This window comes from Haladaptatus salinisoli (genome assembly GCF_020614375.1).
In the GTDB taxonomy this organism is placed as follows: Archaea; Halobacteriota; Halobacteria; order Halobacteriales; family Haladaptataceae; genus Haladaptatus; species Haladaptatus salinisoli.
Genome location: NZ_CP085328.1, coordinates 239,961 through 255,874, shown reverse-complemented (window position 1 = coordinate 255,874; position 15,914 = coordinate 239,961). Strand labels below are relative to the sequence as shown.

The following is a 15,914-nucleotide window of genomic DNA, read 5'->3' as shown; positions in this document are numbered from 1 at the left end:
CTGCTCACCCCGTTATTCTCGAAGTTCCCATCCGTCCAATGTAAGTGTTGCAGCCACAGCGACTGGAAGAACACGAGACGCCGTCGACGTGCTGTCCGATCCGACAACAACTCGGAAGGTTTCGAAGCGAACGGCACCCTCAGCAACGCGTCTAAACAGCCATTCGTACCGCCGGTCATCGATGGTACAGTAGATGACGATGCGATCGAAGTCGACGCGCTCAATCGTAAGATCGCCACCGGTGATATCCAGTGAGGGACCGCGGGAAGCGTGGACTGCAGCTTTAAGTCCCTCTCCTTCGTCGGCAAGCATACCGAATCCATCCAAGAAATCCGCTTTCTCGGCAGGGTCTTCGACATCTTCATCCTCGTCAGAATTGTCATCGGTCATGGTCAGTACTTCGACAGCGGTTCCTATGAGCATATCGAGAGTGGTCCCTCGTGCCTACTTGATGCGGTAGGGATTCTGTTCGTCTTCGTCGTCCTGGTAGTCAATTGCGACGGTCAGCTCGATTTCTGCTCTCATGACATCGTCTGCAAAGCCGCTTTCATTTCCTTTGAGCTTGAGGGCGGTACTGTTCCAGCCTTGGCTCTGAATCAATTCGACGAGTTTGTTCTGATCGTGATTATTGCTCTTGGTGCGTTCTTTCTGTGGTTCATCTACGGCGTCGTCTGTCCGGTCGGGAGCCTTGAGATTTAATGGTGTGAGGTCGCCCATTGAGACTCGCAAATATGACGTAAAACAGTTAGATGCAGTACTCTATTCACCACAGTTTGCACTAATCACGTAATGGCTAGACGCTCGTCGAGAAGTTGCGAAACTAACCAATCCCTTTACTTTCGCCTCGCTTAGCGCTTCTATATCACCGCTGAGCACGTAGGAGGGTAGTGGAGGAAGGACCTCCAAGAGGAGAGCGAGTTCCATGACACACACAATCACTTGGTTCGAACTCCCAAGTACTGACTTTGATAGAGCTGTCGACTTCTATACCACAGTCCTCGGTCGCGAGATGGAGGTATACGAACCCGACGAAGATGACGCCGAAAACGGGAAAGCGGGAATGTTCCAAACCAACGACGGTGAGGTTGGGGGCATGATTGTCGAGCTCGATGAGTTCACCGCCGAGAACGGGGCGACGATTCCCTACGCGCCGACTGCTGACAGTGGGGTCGTCGTCTACTTCTCTGTTGATGGTGACTTAGCTGACGCACTCTCACGGGTTGAATCAAGTGGCGGCGAGATTCTCATCCCGAAAGAGGAGATCCCCGAGATGGGTGGTCACTACGCGGTCATCACAGATACCGAGGGGAATCGAGTCGGGCTGATGTCCGACGAATAGCCACATGGCGGACAGTGATATTTTGGTGCAAGCAGCGCTCAACGGTGGCCGTGAGCATCCCGCGGTGCCTCGTACGCCGGACGAACTTGCTACGGAGGCGCGTGCGGCAGTCGATGCTGGCGCCGAGTCGCTCCATCTCCATCCGTACGACGAGCACAACCACCAAACACTTGCGGCGGAGCCATGCGCCACGGCACTGCAGGCAGTCCGAGACGCATGTCCCGGGATTCCGATCTCCCTCAGTACATCAGCCAGTATCGAGCCAGATCCGAAGCGGCGACACGAACTCATCGCTGCCTGGACGGAGCTCCCGGATCTCGTGACGGCCAACATGGGTGAAGAGGGAATCCTCGAACTCTGTGAATTGCTCGACGAACGTGGCATCGGGATTGAGGCCGGTCTGTTGTCGCTTGATGATGCACGCATCTTCGTCGAGTCGGGAATCCCGCCACGCTGCGTCCGAGCGATGGTCGAGCCATTGGACGCCGACCCAGACGACGCGGTCGAACACGCCGCGGCCATTGAACAGACACTATTTGATGGGGGCGTCCAGCTCGAGCAGATCCACCACGGAGATGGCATCGCCTCCTGGGCGGTCAATCGGCGTGCTGTGGTACGTGGTCACGGCATCCGTACAGGACTGGAAGATACACCCGTGCTGCCCGACGGGCAGATGACTTCAGGAAACGGGGAGCTTGTCGCTGCCGCTGTGTCATTGGTGGCAATGGATCAGTGAGGTTGTGTCGCCCAGACGCCGGGGCAACTCGACTGCTTCCACGAAGTCATGGAGAAAGCCCACGACTGAAGTCGTGGGAGGATGTCGGTGAGTGAGCTAAGCGCTTCGAAGCGTTACTCCGAGGTGGCTCTCGAAGACGTTCTCATCTCCTTTGTGTATGTAGTTGGTGGCGATGGATCTTCTCCGCCGTTTAGGATGCGATCGACCAAGTCGTTGAGGTCGGGCGCATCCTCCTCGTCTGGTTCGTCCGACGGATAGTGTGGAACCGGTGCCATTGAAATCGCCTCCGATTGGCACTCGTCTCTCCGACCAGTTAATGGTTTGCCCACTGTGCACACAGCACATGATTATCTTGACAATATTATTGCTACGCACTGAATCCACACGGAACAACCATTTTTCGTCGAGTTAGTACGTGCATGGCTAACCAATCAGCGGACGTGAGTACGGCGAATGCGTGCACTATCGCTCCGGAACACCTTTCGTGACACAGCACTGTCCCTCGTCTTGGTGGATTACTCCGTGATGCGCAATTTGTCGGCGACTTCGTAGAGATAGCCTCGGAGCAACAGCGTTTCGAGGAGATCGTCGGCAAGGACGGGCTCCATTTCGTGCGTTCGTAGCACGTGCATTGCTTGGTCATAGGTGAACGATTCATCCGGCTCGAAGTGGGAACGGAGATGAGCGAGAGCTTCCTCAGCCATCGGCGAGAGCGACGTGGAATCAGAATCACGGGGAGACATCGTCGACAGGAGCAATTTTGGTCCTCATTGAGTTAAGAATTCGGCTCCAAGCGCCGGGTTCACGTGATTCAGAGGGGATCGAGCAGGGCGGGGAGGATGTCAATTGAGCTGTGGGAGGTCACCATGTTGTTCTCGTCGTGCGAGATCACGGACGAACATCCGGAGCTGACGGACGAGATCATCGCGGCCATCATACGGGTAGATGCGAGCGTCCCACCGGTCCTGGACGGCAGCAATCATCGCACTCCGAACACCGGATTCGTGGATGAACAGGACCCGTTCTTGATGCGCGCTCGTCGGCGTTCGCTCGTCGCGCTCACGAAAGATCGCTTCAAGAACGGAGCCGGTCTCGATGCCGACACCGAGGTTATCTCCGATCCTTGGGACGATGTAGATGACAGCGTTGCTCGCGAGCGCGAATTCGATGCTCTGTGTTGCCGCGTCCATCTCCTCCAACGGGATGTCGATATCGATGGCCAGAAACGCGTTGACACCCGGCTCAGTCCGGAGTCGATCACGGGCGTACAGCAACAGATCGAGTGCAGCCTCTTGCTGGTCAAGGTCGATGTCCGACCCGACAAGCGCACCGAAGTCTACCGTCTCCGGGATCGAACTGAGCGCCTCGTGGTCGTCGTTCTCAGCCGCGTCCAGCAGTGCATCGACGTCGAACGTCTTGTATGGACCCATCAAATAAACGAGAAATCGAGAGTGAGCAACCTCGCCGAGTTCGTCGAGTAGACGGTCGCGCATAACACCACCATTCCGCCCAGTATATAAATAAGCTACTTTTCTGTAGGTGCTGAGTCAGCGAGCACTTATACGACTGTGTGAGTAAGTATTGAATATGGCTGAAACCGATCGTTCGTCCCCCGATGGAGACGATTTGGCAGGGCTCCTGCCGGAGCATAGTCTTCTCTCTCTCGAGCAGTATCTGGACATGCAGCGAGCCATCGGTAACGAAACCCGCTTTCGGATTCTCCATTATCTCACTGAAAAGGGAGCCCACAGTGCAAAAGAACTCGAACAGGGACTCAACCTCCCGTCGAACACGCTCCACTATCATCTCGACGCGCTCATTGATGTGGGACTCGTCGAGAATCGAAAACGGAAGACGCCCGACTGCGAAGGCCTCTACTCGTACTATCAGGCCACCTCACTCGGTGAGGGAATACTTGAGCACGGCGTTCGAGAACTGATGCGCGAGGAGTGGGATCTTCTCGACGCGTATCATGACTAGCGGGAGTGTACGTATCTGGCCCTGAAGGTGCTCATTCGGGATCTTCATCTGACAGCAGTGGCCGGTGTCCAGCGGTACTGATTCGGGTCGAAGGCAGAAGGATGCGCTCTATGGGAGTTCGTGTTTGAAACTGGGTGTACCCGATTTCGATGAGGTTGATCCCGTGGATTCCAAACGCGACTTTGGGATGCCAAGGATGCATCGTAAGAACAGCTTGTCCGAGGTGGCGCTGAACGCTTGCTCGAAATACGCCGACTCATACCATACAACGAACATATGAATTCATAAGAAATATATTATATTTTGTCATTATTACTGGAATCTCATCAACACCGTGTCCATTGACGAGAATCGACATACGCTAGATGTCCAGCCAATAAGTCTCGATTCCCCCATCGTTCGATACTCTGTTTGAGGTCGTCTTCAGGTTCACCGACTGCATTGCTGTCTTCGTCCTGGATTTCTACTGTGGGGTGAAGCGATTGCTACGCAATTCATATCCAACAGAAAGACAGTGTGTGGATAGTCGTCGAAGGATGGCTGCTCACACTGTCTCAAGGCCTATCATTACGGTCGATGGATAAATTCCGTCCTCCGCGACATATCCTAATTTGATTGTCTCTGCACTATATTTGCTAATTAGACAGCCTCGTCTGTTTGATCCGCCTCAAACACGCCAAGCGCCTCGGGAGTGACAAAGGAATCTATACTCCGGGTATTCGCTCCACGACAACACGTGAGCGACGTCTAACAGCCCTGGATGATCAACACCAGAAATTGGGCACGTCCGGTCGTGCCGAGCAATCACTGTCGCACGGAACTCCGGATCTACTACTCGGGTATGTATCGTAGTTTGGTACGTGCCAGCCGAGAATTCCTTGTCAGCTACTTACGCGGACCATTCTGCATCCGCCCACTCTTCAACTGCACCCTCAACGAACCCTCGACCTACAACGTAAGCGATGTACTCTGAAATCGATCGTAGGACCGCTTATCCTAATACGAAAGTAGTACCCTCAGAGTTGCAATGTAAAGATAGTCAATCCCCAGAACAACCTAGTCGAGAACTCAATTTCTCTTTCTACCCAATACACAAAGCTTCGTTCGGTGTCCGATGAGAAACCTACGTTCATCTATATGCCTGGGAAGCGCTTCTGTCCAAAGACGGAAAACAGTATCAAGAGTGCTGTAGAAGCTATGAGTTGTCTATGCGTACTCGGGTTTACTTGTAGTCCCGTCTTCTCACTTCAGTGTCGGTAATCGCGTCTGTATTGGTTCTGTTCTCCGCTCTCGTGCTTCGAGATCGAGCAATTGGCGCTTCGTGGCGACGCCATTAGCAGCTGAGTAGCCCCTGAGGCTACCGTTGCTTCCTACGATGCGATGGCAAGGAACGATCAACGGGAGAGGGTTACGTGCGCATGCCTGTCCTATAGCGATGGGCGAGGTATCGAGTTGAGTAGCGATTTCACCATACGTCCGAGTTTCCCCGTAAGGGATGTCAGTCATCGCGGTCATCACCTCGCCAGTTACTCCCTCCGGAATGGTAACTCTAAGGTCGAATGTCCTGCGTTCACTTCGCTCGTACTCGGATATCTGCTCGCGAATAACAGTCGGTGATTCGGCGATGAGGTCTTCATCGATTTCAATGGTGGTTCTGAAAATATTTACGTTCATGCGTGGACATCTCCTATCCCGGATTAGCAACTACTGGCACGTCATGAGGGTGTATAACGACTTACCACGGAGCGAAACTGATTTCGGCGTTTCATGGGGTATTTCAGACGTGTTATCGGTCGTAGTCAGTACTTCGACAGCAGTTCCTATGAGCGTACCGAGCGTATGACTCGTACCTACTTGATGCGGTAGGGATTCTGGTCGTCTTCATCGTCCTGGTAGTCAATTGCGACGGTCAGCTTGATTTCTGCGCCCACGACATCGCCTGCGAACCCGCATTCATCTTCTGTGAGCTCGAGGGCAGTAATGTTCCTGCCCTGGCTCTGAATCAATTCGATGAGTTTGTTCTGGTCGTTGATCGTCTGATCTTTCACTGATGACACTCAGCGAGAGCAGCTCGCTGAAGCACGTCCAGACGTGAGTATAAGGTGCTTGTGGGAATAGTTCGAGGTTGCTAAGCGGCACGAGGTCCTCTTGATGAATTAGTGTCGTCCCACGCGTTTGAATGGCGATCGAAATATCTGATCCGCTGATTTTTGCGCCTTGAAGACCGATGACACCGAGATCAAGGTTATCGTAGAAGCGAACGACATGTGGTGTAAGGCCTTCCTCCTCAATCCCAGCTATCATCTCATGGCTATCTCGCCGTATCCATCATGCGATTCAATTGTTGTTCCGTACGGTTCCGAGAGATCACGTAGCGACGCAAGAATTCGATCTGCGGCGTCACCGTCGGCTATGACCGGTCGTCCACGTCGGGGACGTGGTTCCTCATAGCCAAGATCCAGCGGATACAGGCGGACAGTCGCTAGTTGCCCATCCTCGAAGTCACAAACGGCGAGGACCGACTCCCAAAACGACTGCTTTGAGAGGAACCCAATTTGGTTGTCGTCCGCATCCTGAACTCGTTTATCGAATAAGTCAGCAGGTAGTGATCTCGCGGGGTCAAGATCATACCGGCCATAAATCTCGGCCGGAAGTCGCGTCACCGTTTCATTCTGCATGAAGAAGTTGCCAAGGCTATAGAAGATCGGTGCATCATCGTAGATTTCGATTCCACGGAGTACGTGTGGCCCATGCCCAACGAATGTATCTGCACCAGTGTCGATGCAGTCATGGGCGAATGACTCGAGGAACTCGGGAACCGAATCATCGTTGAAGAAGGCACCCGTTCCCTCGTGAGCGTGGAGGCTGACGATGACCCAGTCCGCCTGTTTGCGTGCAGCGGCGATTTGGCGGTGGATTGCCGCCGCGTCGTCTTCGTTCACCGCACGATGAATCCCGTATTGATCACCGATTTCGAACTCAATCTCAGTCTCTCCGCCAACATTCATGAGCGTGAATCCATCAGTATCCTCGCCAGGAACTGGGAAGCCAAGCCGTTCTCTGCGTTCTTTGGCAGCCTCTAATCCAAGCTTTTGACTGAGGTCTCTAAGGGACTCAGAGACAGACTCCGGGACCGTATACCGGGTTTCCAACCGAAGTGGCGACAGCCCCGGCCGTCCGTGCATATCTGGTCGTTGCTGTCCAGCGATACTCCCGGGGGTGATTGTCGTACAGGCAGCAATCAACGCAACTCGTCCCGCTGGAGTATCGATAAACGTGGGTGCTCGTGCACTCGCGAGATTTCGGCCAAGACCCGCGTAGGCGAGGTTGCGTTCCTCAAGTGCCTCCATCGTGGCTATCATCCCACCGTGTGAGAAGTCGCCCACGTGGTTTGTTGCTGCCGCGAAGAGATCAAACCCAGCCCACTCAAGTTCGTCGGCAATCCACGGTGGAGCCCGCATGTACGTCCCACCGCTCTGAGACGCCGGATAACCCTCCTCGTAGTCGTGAAGCAGGACTTCGAGATTTGCGAACGATACATCTGCACCTCGAATCTCATCGATCAGCGTTCGGAATTGGGGGTCCTCGTACATGGAGAATTTCCGCGTAACGAGGGCGTCTCCAACAGCCGCGAGCGTGAGATTCTGGCCTTCAGTTCCGTACATGGGATTCGTCCATCGAGTAGGTTCGATAGTAGTGTTCGGAAGTTCGTTCTACCATCATTGCTGCGAGTGTGTTAGAGAAAGCTGCTTGAGCGTCTCGATAACGACATCTACACCGATGTCAAGCGCGTCCTCGTCAATATCGAATCGGGATGTGTGATGACCGGATGGATTGCTGGCACCGACTCCGATGTACGTCGCTTGTCCGCCCTCTGCTTGCACGCGTTTAATCAGGTACGAAGCGTCTTCGCTGGCGCCAATTGGTTCTCGTTCGACGACGTTCGTTACGGTCCCAAGGGAGTGAGCGGCGTCGGCAACTACTGTCACCAGCTCAGTATCGGCTTCGAACGTCGTTGTCTTGCCGTAGAGGTTGGTATCGTACTCGACAGCATGCATCCCGGCAGCGTGCTCTATGACCCGGTTTGCAGTGTCGAGCATGTATTCATTGAGGTCAGCCGCTTCGCCGCGGACTTCAACGCGCATCTGGGCATTGTCCGCTATCACGTTCTGTGCATTCGGTGAGTGCACTTGCCCGACGTTGATACGGGTCGCACCATCCTCGTGTCGCGGAATTGCGTAAAGATTCTGAATCGCCGTCGTCGCTGCTTGAAGTGCGTTCCGACCTTCGTTCGGTGCCTTCCCAGCGTGCGCCGACTCACCGTGGAACTCAACGTCGATTTTCGCGTTGGAGAGTGGCCGCTCGTATCCTGCGATTATCGTTCCTGTCTCGTTGCCCAAGCCGAGATGGAGCGCGATGAAGTGGTCGATGTCAGTGAAATGTGCCGTTTTACTCATCGGCAGTCCGCCACGCCCACCCTCCTCGGCCGGTTGGAAGAAGAGTTTGATCGTCCCGCTGAAGTTGTCTGTGACATCGAGAGTTCGTGCGATGCCCACGCCGATCGTCGTGTGGCCGTCATGCCCACAGGCATGCATTTCGTTTGGATGGCAACTTGCAAATCCGTCAGTTGCAGGCCGATGCTCTGCATCGCTCGATTCGGTCATCTCAAGCGCATCCATATCGACGCGAACACCGACCACTGGACCACTTTTCTCACCGAACGTCTTCTCAGCAATGAGGCCAGTGACCGAACTCATTTGGTCGAGGTATGGCTCGGGTGCTCCCTCATCCCGGGCTCGGTCTCGAGCGCGTTCGATTTCGTCGTTATTGGGGACACCAAGGCGCTCATCAGTGTCGATCGCATCAGCACCCAGATGCACAGTATACCCTCGCTCATCGAGTTCCTCAGCGATGAGTGACGTAGTGCGAAACTCCTTCCAGCCCGCTTCAGGGTACTTGTGGAGATCGCGCCGGAGCTCCGATAACGAAAGCTCACTTATCGTGGCCATAGAGAGCATGTACCGATTGTCGCCAATAAACGCTCGCCAACAGGTAACATACGTGGGATGCTCCCGTTGGCATCTTCTCTGCCCCGAAGAGCAAGGCTGTGGGCCTATTCCAATGTACTCACCATCAGATTTTTGATTGCTTCCAGCAGTACTGTCGTCTGTGAACGCCTCACACAACGCCTCGCCGGTCGCATGGATGGCAAAACCATACCCAGAAATCGTCAATACCGCTGCAAAGGACGGGTCAGTACTGATTGTTCCCGTTGGGAGCCTTGAACAACACGGTTACCATCTCCCGGTTGCGACAGATACACTCCTCGTCGAAGCCGTTGCTCATGCTGGCGCTGAAGGCGTCCACGAATCGCTCCCCGTCCTCGTTACGCCGACTATCTGGTCCGGCCGTTCGCCACACCATCTTCCCTTCGGCGGCACGGTGTCACTAGACACGACGACCTTGCTTGATGTGCTCTCGGAGATCGCGGAGACGGTGTTTGAGAACGATTTCGACGCGTTGCTGTTTCTGAACGGCCATGGTGGAAATATGTCGGTGATAGCTGATGCAGTGAGTGAAGTCGGTGACGACCATCCTGATCGCGAGGTTCTCGGTCTGACGTACTTTCACCTAGCCAACGAGGTCGTTGCGGAGGTACGTGAGAGCGACGTCGGCGGTATTTCGCACGGTGGCGAGTTCGAAACTTCCCTCATGCTCCATCTTCACCCAGATCTCGTCGACGAAGACCAGGTTGAAGGAACGCGCCGCGACGAACCCTATAAACACGGCCGCCAAGACCTCTTTGCCGACGGACCGCTGTCCGTGTATAGGACGTTCGACGAGTATAGTCACTCAGGAGCGATCGGCGCACCCGAACTCGCGTCAGCGGACAAAGGCCAACGGTTCTTCGACCGGTTAGAACGGGAACTCGGGGAGCTCCTCCGTGAAATCCACGCGCAAAACAGTGAATCCGAATAGCGATTAGTCGTCCGCGACGGTTCCCGGCTCGCCGCGATGTTCGTCCATCGCGTTGCGGGTGCGCTTTTCCAGCGATTCAAGGTTGTGTTTGCGGGCCGTCTCTAACACCTTCTCGTACTCCGGTTCCTGCGCGAGTGAAATCGCGAAGAACAGGATGATGGAAAGTGGAAGTCCGACGAAGACTGGGTGAAGACCCATGAACTCGGCGGTGTCGGCGAAGTATCCAGCCCACCACCAGGCGACGGTCATTCCCGCACCAACGACAAGGCTCCAGAAAGCGGCATCTGACGTTCCACGTGGCCAGTAAAAAACGGCCAACCACGGAACCAGAACGCCGCCGGTCAGGGCAACGGCCCCGAAGACGATGAGGTCGATGATTCCCGGCACGACTAGCGCGAGAGCGAGCGAGAACACCATGAGGCCGATGACCGTGATCCGCGACACCTTCTGCTGTTGTTCGTTACTCGCGGTCGGATTGAGGTACCGAAGGTAAATGTCGTCGACGATGTTGGACGAGCCCGACAGGAGGAAGCTGTCACCACTGCTCATCACAGCTGCTGCCAAGGCAGCGAGGATGAGGCCTGCGAGCCAAGCAGGGAGGATATCCATTGCCATCTGTGGCATGATTAGCTTGGGGTTGTCGATGTTCGAGTACATCACGAGCCCCATTGCGCCGATAAGGAGCGGAATCGGAATATATGCAAATCCGATGATGCCATTCAACGTCGTGCCGACGAATCCATCCCGATCACTGCGGGCGGACATAATACGCTGGAGGTAGCCTTGACGGACGAGCATCGTCGGGACGAGGGTTACGATGTAGCCCGCGATGAGCGTCCACTCCATCGCAAAGAGATCGAACGCTTGCGGAGCGACGCTCGTTACCTCGGTCGTCATAGCCGAGAAGCCGCCAAATTCGAAAATGCCCATGACGGTGAGTATCCAGAGGCCAACGAACAGGATTATCCCTTGGATGAAGTCGGTCCACATCACCGCGGACATGCCGCCCATCACAGTGTAGGCCGTGATGATGAGCGCGCCGAGTATCGCGGCTTGGGTAACGGTGATTATATCACCGAGCAGAAAGCTGATGATCGTCCCGGCTGCTAACCACTGAGCGCCAAGCGTGCTGATGAATCGGAGGAGATAGAAGGGGACGGCCGCAATACGCGTTTTCTCGTCGTACCGATCCTCAAGCATCGACGGAATTGTGATGTTGTTCGTGCTTGGGAGTTTGTGTCCGAGCAGGACGGCAACGACGAAGAAACTCGCGAGGGCGATTCCGTAACTCCAAAACGCAGTGATACTCTGGGCGGTGAAGGTTGATTCTGAAAGACCAATTGTTCCACCGGCACCGATCGCCGTAGCGAAGAATGACAGCGCAACGAGGTACCACGGCGCGCCTTTCCCGGCGAGGAAGTAGTCCTCCAAGTCCTTCATCCCTTTCCGATGGAAGAAGTATCCGACCCCGAGCATTCCGATTACATACATTAATACAATCCCTGCTATGAGTTCCCGTGCCATGTCACCTGTATCCTGGGTGGAGTGAGTAAATAGATTCGGAAACCATACAATGATGCTGGTAAATAAATTGCTATTACATTAATAAATTCAGGGATTGCCGGCAATAAGTGACAAAAACGATATCGAGTATCATGATTAGTTGGCTATTCGATGTCTGATTAACGGCATGCTATTGGGGTGTAGCAAAGACTTTTACAGTCATTACTTGAATCGCACCTATGCCCGATTCAACGATGGCAGAACAAAAGCCATTACTTAATGCGTCAGTAGATGAGGTGGAGACACCTGCACTGCTAGTTGATCTCGACACGATGGAGGCGAACATCCAAGACTACGTCTCATTCGCGACCGAGAATGACGTCCAACTCCGGTCACACATTAAAACACACAAAAACGCAGAGATTGCACACCGCCAGAACGAGTACAGTGGCGGTGGCGGGATTGTCTGCCAGACACTCGGTGAGGTCGAGGTCATGGCAAAGAACGGCATCGACGATATCTACCTCTCCTACCAAGTTGTCGGACAGCAGAAACTCGAACGCCTCGTTTGGCTGGCCCAAAAACTCAACCGGTTTGCGACGACGGTCGACGGGCCAGGAAATATCACACCACTCCAGACCGCCGCTGCCGATCACGATGTGACCCTCGACGTAATTCTTGAGGTTGATGTCGGCTTGCATCGAACGGGTATTTCATTAGGGGAACCGGCGGTTCAGATGGCGCAGCTCATTCAAGAGCAGTCGAACCTGAACTTCTGCGGCCTTCTTGCGTACGAGGCACACGTCAAATCGAAGGCTGAAACACGTGCTGAATACAAAGAGTACTGTACCGAAGCCATGGACCGAACGCAGGAGACGGTTGAGCTCCTCGAATCGGAGGGAATCTCCGTCAAGGAAGTAAAAGTGGGCGGGACGGCGACCTCGAAATACAGCGGCACACACCCCGTTGTGACGGAGATCAACCCCGGAATGTATCCATTCATGGACGTCGGCGAGCTCGAACACAGACCGTTCGATGTTGGGAAATCAGATTGTGCGGCGACCGTGGTCTCGACCGTCATCTCGAAACCAACAGCGGATCGGGCTGTCGTTGACGCTGGCAGTAAGACTCTCTCGATGGATAAACCGCAACTTCCCGTGCCCAAATACCGCGACGATATTGAATACGTGAACGCATCCGAAGAACACGGATGGCTCGATATCAGTGAGAGTGAGGAATCAGTCGATGTCGGCGACCAAATCGAATTCATCGTCCCTCATGTATGTGCCACGATCAATCTCCACGACACCATTATCGGTGTTCGAAACGATCGCGTCGAAGAACTCTGGGACGTTCAAGCCCGTGGCAAAGTAAAGTAACGTAAAGAAAATGAGTACATTTTGACGTCGCTTATTGCGAATACTGCTTCGTGATCATTTTGTAAGTGCTTCGCCGGGGCGAGCGTCAGTCACAACGGAGTCGCGAACTACGAAGGAGCCGTTTACCATCACATGATGAATTCCCGTGGGGAACTGCTGTGGAGAATCGTACGTCGCATTTGTATCGATTGTGGCAGGGTCAAAGACGACGAGATCGGCGTCCAGCCCCGGCCGAAGTATACCTTTCGTCTCAAGCCCCATCGCACGTGCGGGCAAGGACGTCATTTTCCGAATGGCCTCCTCAAGCGTGAGGATATTCGCTTCGCGAACATACCGACTGAGAATCTTTGGATACGTTCCGAACACCCGAGGATGCGGTCGGCCCCCGAATAATCCATCTGTTGCAACGTTTACTCGCTCGTTGGCGAGAACGTCTCGAACATCGGATTCCGTCAGTTGGTGTAACAGCATTCCAACTTCGAGTTCTTCTTCGATGAGAAGGTCACACACAACTGCGACAGGATCTGTATCGCGCTCCGTAGCGATCGTTGCGATGCTCTTCCCTTCGACTGACTGATTACTCTCGGACGCAACGTTCGTGACTTCGATGTTCTCCCATCCCGTGTATGCACCCCGGTTTTCCCAACCGTCGATTCGCCACTCGGAGATATCACGCCGAATCTTCTCGCGGGTATCATCATCTCGCAAATACGAGAGCGTCTGCTCTGGCCCCTCTGCTTGAACCCACGGCGGTAGGATATTTGTGAGTGTTGTGCTGCCCGCCGTATAGGGATACTGTTCAACCGTCAGGTCAACGCCTCGCTCCCGCGCTGCCTCGAAGATGCTTACAGCACGATGTACCTTCCCCTGTTGGTCCGGCCCGGCGAGTTTGAAATGAGAGAGATGGAGCGGCACGCCAGTATCGGCTCCAATATCGATAAATTCGTCAAGCGCCTCCCAAATTTGACGACGTTCGTTTCTGATATGGGCGACGAACGGTCGGCCGTACGGTGCAAGTTGAGCGGCCAATTCTCTCACTTCAGCAGTGTCTGCGTAGCGAGCGGGTGTGTAGACAAGTCCCGTCGAGAAGCCAACTGCACCTGCTTCTAACGCCTCTGTGACGAGCTCTGCCATCTGGCTAATATCGTCCTCGGTTGGTGCCGTATCGCTAAAGCCGAGGACGTTAAATCGAACTGTCCCGTGTCCTACCAACGTCGCAACGTTCGGCGCAATTTCCTGGTCGTCAATTGCTTCGAGATAGTCTCCCAGTGACTCCCACGACCACTCTCCATCAAGTCGCCCAGCAATACCACTGAGATGAGTTTCCCATGCATCCGTATCGACGTCATAGAGCGGTGCCATTGAGAAGCCGTCCTGGCCCAGAACTTCCGTGGTGATTCCCTGGCGGATTTTCGGAGCAAGCGTCGGATCTGAAAATAATTGGAGATCGGAATGAGTATGTGTGTCGATAAACCCGGGACAAACAGCCATCCCATCTGCATCGATTTCAGTCGTGGCGTCCGTTTGTGATGTTTTTCCACGATGAATCTCAGTAATCTTTCCGCGCTTGATAATGATTGTCCCTCTAAACCAAGGCGCCCCGGTGCCATCAATAATGCGTGCGTTTCTGATAGCAGTCTCTGCAGCCATATTCCCTCTCATGGGATAATGCAAAATAAAAACTGCTAGCGCCTACTCTTAGTTCAGACGTTGAGGGGTGGTTGGTCTCCAGTACACTATCAAAGTACGAGTTTCTCTCGAGTCTCAGTGCTGTATAGAGAAACTCCAAACAACGAAAATTGGAGAAGCAGTAATATCAACTGGTGGGGGAATGAGTCTAACAACAATGATGAGAGTGGGGCCAACTGTTATATTGTGTTGCTACTATCTATAAATTAATGACATCGCTTCAGCTTGTTGATGGTTTTGAACTCCTCTTTATAGCCCTGATGCTTATCGTGTATGCATCCATCCTTTTCGGAGTACTCGGTGGACTTGGTTACTTCATTCTTCGCGTCCGGTCAGGCGGTAGTGTTGACGAACGTCTTGACCGCATGGAACGGAAGATTGGTCGGTTAGAAGCATACGTTGAGCACCTCCAAGACGAGCGTCACGAGTAACGATAGCATCGGCTTCAGATTACTACTTCGGACTGTGCATAAATTAATCATCGATCGTGTTGTCTACTATATCATAAGCGAAACAATCGTCTCGACACCTGAACACACACCCATCCCACCCATCCTTTGCCCGGACGACACAGTTCCAAAAGTTAATGAGAATTGTGTGCCAACGGTTACCAAATGTTTAGGGCAAAGCTCTACTTAGACCTGCAAACTGATTGCATCCTGAGTGAGGTTACTAGTCGGTGGAATACGTCGTTTACCGCAAATCACGAAGAGGTTCTCGACGATGAGTATCTTAATTTTGTTATCGATGCAGAGGACAAAGTCGAGGAGTTTATCGATGCGTTCGAAAACTCTGAGCAGGTTAAACATGTCGAACAAATTGACGCAACCCATATCAAACTCACCAAGCGTTCCTGCGGGGCCCTTCCCATTATCAGACGGAATCACGGTATGCTACAATGGTGGGACCAAGTAAGTGGCACACAGCGTGTGTTCAACATCATCGTCTTCCGGCGAGAAGACCTCCGAAATATCGTCAAAGAACTCCGTGAGATTGGATCCGTACAGCTTGCACAGCTAACACCGTATCGTGCCTCAGAGGGACTCCTCTCGGATAGACAAGCTGAGGTAATTAATGCTGCCCTCGATGGTGGGTATTACGAATGGCCCCGTGAGAAGGATGCAGAATCGCTGGCTACCGAACTAGATATTAGTCACACTACTTTCCTCGAACATCTCCGAAAAGCAGAGCAGACACTGCTTAGAAATATCCTGAATCAAAACATGCAGGATGAGGAGTCTCGTGGAAATAAGCGGCAAGTAAGCCACGAACCCCCAATTAAGAATACGAACTAAATTCGACCCTATTT

General features: G+C 53.6%; 17 protein-coding genes and 1 pseudogene. 7 read left to right on the top strand and 11 right to left on the bottom strand.

Features of this window, described 5'->3' with window-relative positions:
* Positions 1-12 precede the first annotated feature (12 nt).
* The gene (locus LIX00_RS17005) at positions 13-423 is read right to left on the bottom strand and encodes a hypothetical protein (protein ID WP_227355736.1); all 411 of its coding nucleotides are present in this window, start codon (positions 421-423) and stop codon (positions 13-15) included.
* A gap of 21 nt (positions 424-444) precedes the next feature.
* Positions 445-717 carry a hypothetical protein gene (locus LIX00_RS17000; RefSeq protein WP_227355735.1) on the bottom strand — a complete coding sequence of 91 codons (273 nt, stop codon included), beginning with the start codon at positions 715-717 and terminating at the stop codon, positions 445-447.
* Positions 718-922: 205 nt separating this feature from the next.
* Here LIX00_RS17000 and LIX00_RS16995 point away from each other — a divergent pair, with 205 nt between their 5' ends.
* Together LIX00_RS16995 and LIX00_RS16990 are read left to right on the top strand one after the other, a co-directional pair.
* Positions 923-1,339 carry a VOC family protein gene (locus LIX00_RS16995; RefSeq protein ID WP_227355734.1) on the top strand — a complete coding sequence of 139 codons (417 nt, stop codon included), beginning with the start codon at positions 923-925 and terminating at the stop codon, positions 1,337-1,339.
* A gap of 4 nt (positions 1,340-1,343) precedes the next feature.
* Complete coding sequence (locus LIX00_RS16990) at positions 1,344-2,075, top strand: 3-keto-5-aminohexanoate cleavage protein (RefSeq protein ID WP_227355733.1); 732 nt, start codon at positions 1,344-1,346, stop codon at positions 2,073-2,075.
* 515 nt (positions 2,076-2,590) lie between these two features.
* Here the strand turns inward: LIX00_RS16990 and LIX00_RS16985 are convergent.
* Both LIX00_RS16985 and LIX00_RS16980 read right to left on the bottom strand, forming a co-directional pair.
* Positions 2,591-2,779 carry a hypothetical protein gene (locus tag LIX00_RS16985; RefSeq protein ID WP_227355732.1) on the bottom strand — a complete coding sequence of 63 codons (189 nt, stop codon included), beginning with the start codon at positions 2,777-2,779 and terminating at the stop codon, positions 2,591-2,593.
* A 138-nt stretch (positions 2,780-2,917) separates the two neighbouring features.
* The gene (locus LIX00_RS16980; protein WP_227355731.1) at positions 2,918-3,568 is read right to left on the bottom strand and encodes a DUF7509 family protein; all 651 of its coding nucleotides are present in this window, start codon (positions 3,566-3,568) and stop codon (positions 2,918-2,920) included.
* Between the two features lie 94 nt (positions 3,569-3,662).
* Between LIX00_RS16980 and LIX00_RS16975 the strand changes: the two genes are divergently transcribed.
* Positions 3,663-4,055: an ArsR/SmtB family transcription factor gene (locus LIX00_RS16975; RefSeq protein WP_227355730.1), complete on the top strand. Its 393-nt coding sequence runs from the start codon at positions 3,663-3,665 to the stop codon at positions 4,053-4,055.
* Positions 4,056-5,297: 1,242 nt separating this feature from the next.
* Here the strand turns inward: LIX00_RS16975 and LIX00_RS16970 are convergent.
* The 5 genes and pseudogenes from LIX00_RS16970 to LIX00_RS16950 form a co-directional block, all read right to left on the bottom strand.
* A complete protein-coding gene (locus tag LIX00_RS16970) occupies positions 5,298-5,729 on the bottom strand; it encodes a methylated-DNA--[protein]-cysteine S-methyltransferase (protein ID WP_227355729.1) in 432 nt (143 codons plus the stop codon).
* A 176-nt stretch (positions 5,730-5,905) separates the two neighbouring features.
* Positions 5,906-6,103 (bottom strand): hypothetical protein, encoded by a 198-nt coding sequence (locus LIX00_RS16965; RefSeq protein ID WP_227355728.1) that lies wholly within the window; start codon positions 6,101-6,103, stop codon positions 5,906-5,908.
* Positions 6,104-6,155: 52 nt separating this feature from the next.
* Positions 6,156-6,362, bottom strand: a pseudogene (locus LIX00_RS16960) (glycerol dehydratase reactivase beta/small subunit family protein); the annotation flags it as partial.
* Entirely contained in the window at positions 6,356-7,720 is a 1,365-nt protein-coding gene (locus tag LIX00_RS16955; RefSeq protein ID WP_227355727.1) for a CapA family protein, read from the bottom strand. The gene LIX00_RS16955 and the pseudogene LIX00_RS16960, both read right to left, overlap by 7 nt.
* Positions 7,721-7,774: 54 nt before the next feature.
* The gene (locus LIX00_RS16950) at positions 7,775-9,064 is read right to left on the bottom strand and encodes an amidohydrolase (RefSeq protein WP_227355726.1); all 1,290 of its coding nucleotides are present in this window, start codon (positions 9,062-9,064) and stop codon (positions 7,775-7,777) included.
* Positions 9,065-9,260: 196 nt separating this feature from the next.
* On the opposite strand from LIX00_RS16950, the gene LIX00_RS16945 reads away from it, so the two are divergent.
* On the top strand, positions 9,261-10,034 hold the full coding sequence (locus LIX00_RS16945; RefSeq protein WP_227356166.1) for a creatininase family protein: 774 nt from the start codon (positions 9,261-9,263) through the stop codon (positions 10,032-10,034).
* Positions 10,035-10,037: 3 nt separating this feature from the next.
* Here LIX00_RS16945 and LIX00_RS16940 read toward each other — a convergent pair whose 3' ends face one another.
* Positions 10,038-11,558: a sodium:solute symporter family protein gene (locus tag LIX00_RS16940; RefSeq protein WP_227355725.1), complete on the bottom strand. Its 1,521-nt coding sequence runs from the start codon at positions 11,556-11,558 to the stop codon at positions 10,038-10,040.
* Between the two features lie 218 nt (positions 11,559-11,776).
* Between LIX00_RS16940 and LIX00_RS16935 the strand changes: the two genes are divergently transcribed.
* Positions 11,777-12,916, top strand: a complete 1,140-nt coding sequence (locus tag LIX00_RS16935) for an alanine racemase (protein WP_227356156.1) — start codon at positions 11,777-11,779, stop codon at positions 12,914-12,916.
* Between the two features lie 54 nt (positions 12,917-12,970).
* Here the strand turns inward: LIX00_RS16935 and LIX00_RS16930 are convergent, their stop codons facing one another.
* The gene (locus LIX00_RS16930) at positions 12,971-14,566 is read right to left on the bottom strand and encodes an N-acyl-D-amino-acid deacylase family protein (protein ID WP_227356155.1); all 1,596 of its coding nucleotides are present in this window, start codon (positions 14,564-14,566) and stop codon (positions 12,971-12,973) included.
* A 248-nt stretch (positions 14,567-14,814) separates the two neighbouring features.
* Here LIX00_RS16930 and LIX00_RS16925 point away from each other — a divergent pair, with 248 nt between their 5' ends.
* Positions 14,815-15,036 carry a hypothetical protein gene (locus LIX00_RS16925; protein ID WP_227356154.1) on the top strand — a complete coding sequence of 74 codons (222 nt, stop codon included), beginning with the start codon at positions 14,815-14,817 and terminating at the stop codon, positions 15,034-15,036.
* A 183-nt stretch (positions 15,037-15,219) separates the two neighbouring features.
* Positions 15,220-15,900 (top strand): helix-turn-helix domain-containing protein, encoded by a 681-nt coding sequence (locus tag LIX00_RS16920; RefSeq protein WP_227356153.1) that lies wholly within the window; start codon positions 15,220-15,222, stop codon positions 15,898-15,900.
* The last annotated feature ends 14 nt before the right edge of the window (positions 15,901-15,914 follow it).

What these genes read in the sequence shown, in the direction of transcription:
- LIX00_RS17005 (WP_227355736.1), bottom strand. Translation starts at nt 423, where the DNA reads ATGCTCATAGGAACCGCTGTCGAAGTACTGACCATGACCGATGACAAT.
- LIX00_RS17000 (WP_227355735.1), bottom strand. Translation starts at nt 717, where the DNA reads ATGGGCGACCTCACACCATTAAATCTCAAGGCTCCCGACCGGACAGAC.
- LIX00_RS16995 (WP_227355734.1), top strand. Translation starts at nt 923, where the DNA reads ATGACACACACAATCACTTGGTTCGAACTCCCAAGTACTGACTTTGAT.
- LIX00_RS16990 (WP_227355733.1), top strand. Translation starts at nt 1,344, where the DNA reads ATGGCGGACAGTGATATTTTGGTGCAAGCAGCGCTCAACGGTGGCCGT.
- LIX00_RS16985 (WP_227355732.1), bottom strand. Translation starts at nt 2,779, where the DNA reads ATGGCTGAGGAAGCTCTCGCTCATCTCCGTTCCCACTTCGAGCCGGAT.
- LIX00_RS16980 (WP_227355731.1), bottom strand. Translation starts at nt 3,568, where the DNA reads ATGCGCGACCGTCTACTCGACGAACTCGGCGAGGTTGCTCACTCTCGA.
- LIX00_RS16975 (WP_227355730.1), top strand. Translation starts at nt 3,663, where the DNA reads ATGGCTGAAACCGATCGTTCGTCCCCCGATGGAGACGATTTGGCAGGG.
- LIX00_RS16970 (WP_227355729.1), bottom strand. Translation starts at nt 5,729, where the DNA reads ATGAACGTAAATATTTTCAGAACCACCATTGAAATCGATGAAGACCTC.
- LIX00_RS16955 (WP_227355727.1), bottom strand. Translation starts at nt 7,720, where the DNA reads ATGTACGGAACTGAAGGCCAGAATCTCACGCTCGCGGCTGTTGGAGAC.
- LIX00_RS16950 (WP_227355726.1), bottom strand. Translation starts at nt 9,064, where the DNA reads ATGGCCACGATAAGTGAGCTTTCGTTATCGGAGCTCCGGCGCGATCTC.
- LIX00_RS16945 (WP_227356166.1), top strand. Translation starts at nt 9,261, where the DNA reads ATGGCAAAACCATACCCAGAAATCGTCAATACCGCTGCAAAGGACGGG.
- LIX00_RS16940 (WP_227355725.1), bottom strand. Translation starts at nt 11,558, where the DNA reads ATGGCACGGGAACTCATAGCAGGGATTGTATTAATGTATGTAATCGGA.
- LIX00_RS16935 (WP_227356156.1), top strand. Translation starts at nt 11,777, where the DNA reads ATGCCCGATTCAACGATGGCAGAACAAAAGCCATTACTTAATGCGTCA.
- LIX00_RS16930 (WP_227356155.1), bottom strand. Translation starts at nt 14,566, where the DNA reads ATGGCTGCAGAGACTGCTATCAGAAACGCACGCATTATTGATGGCACC.
- LIX00_RS16925 (WP_227356154.1), top strand. Translation starts at nt 14,815, where the DNA reads ATGACATCGCTTCAGCTTGTTGATGGTTTTGAACTCCTCTTTATAGCC.
- LIX00_RS16920 (WP_227356153.1), top strand. Translation starts at nt 15,220, where the DNA reads ATGTTTAGGGCAAAGCTCTACTTAGACCTGCAAACTGATTGCATCCTG.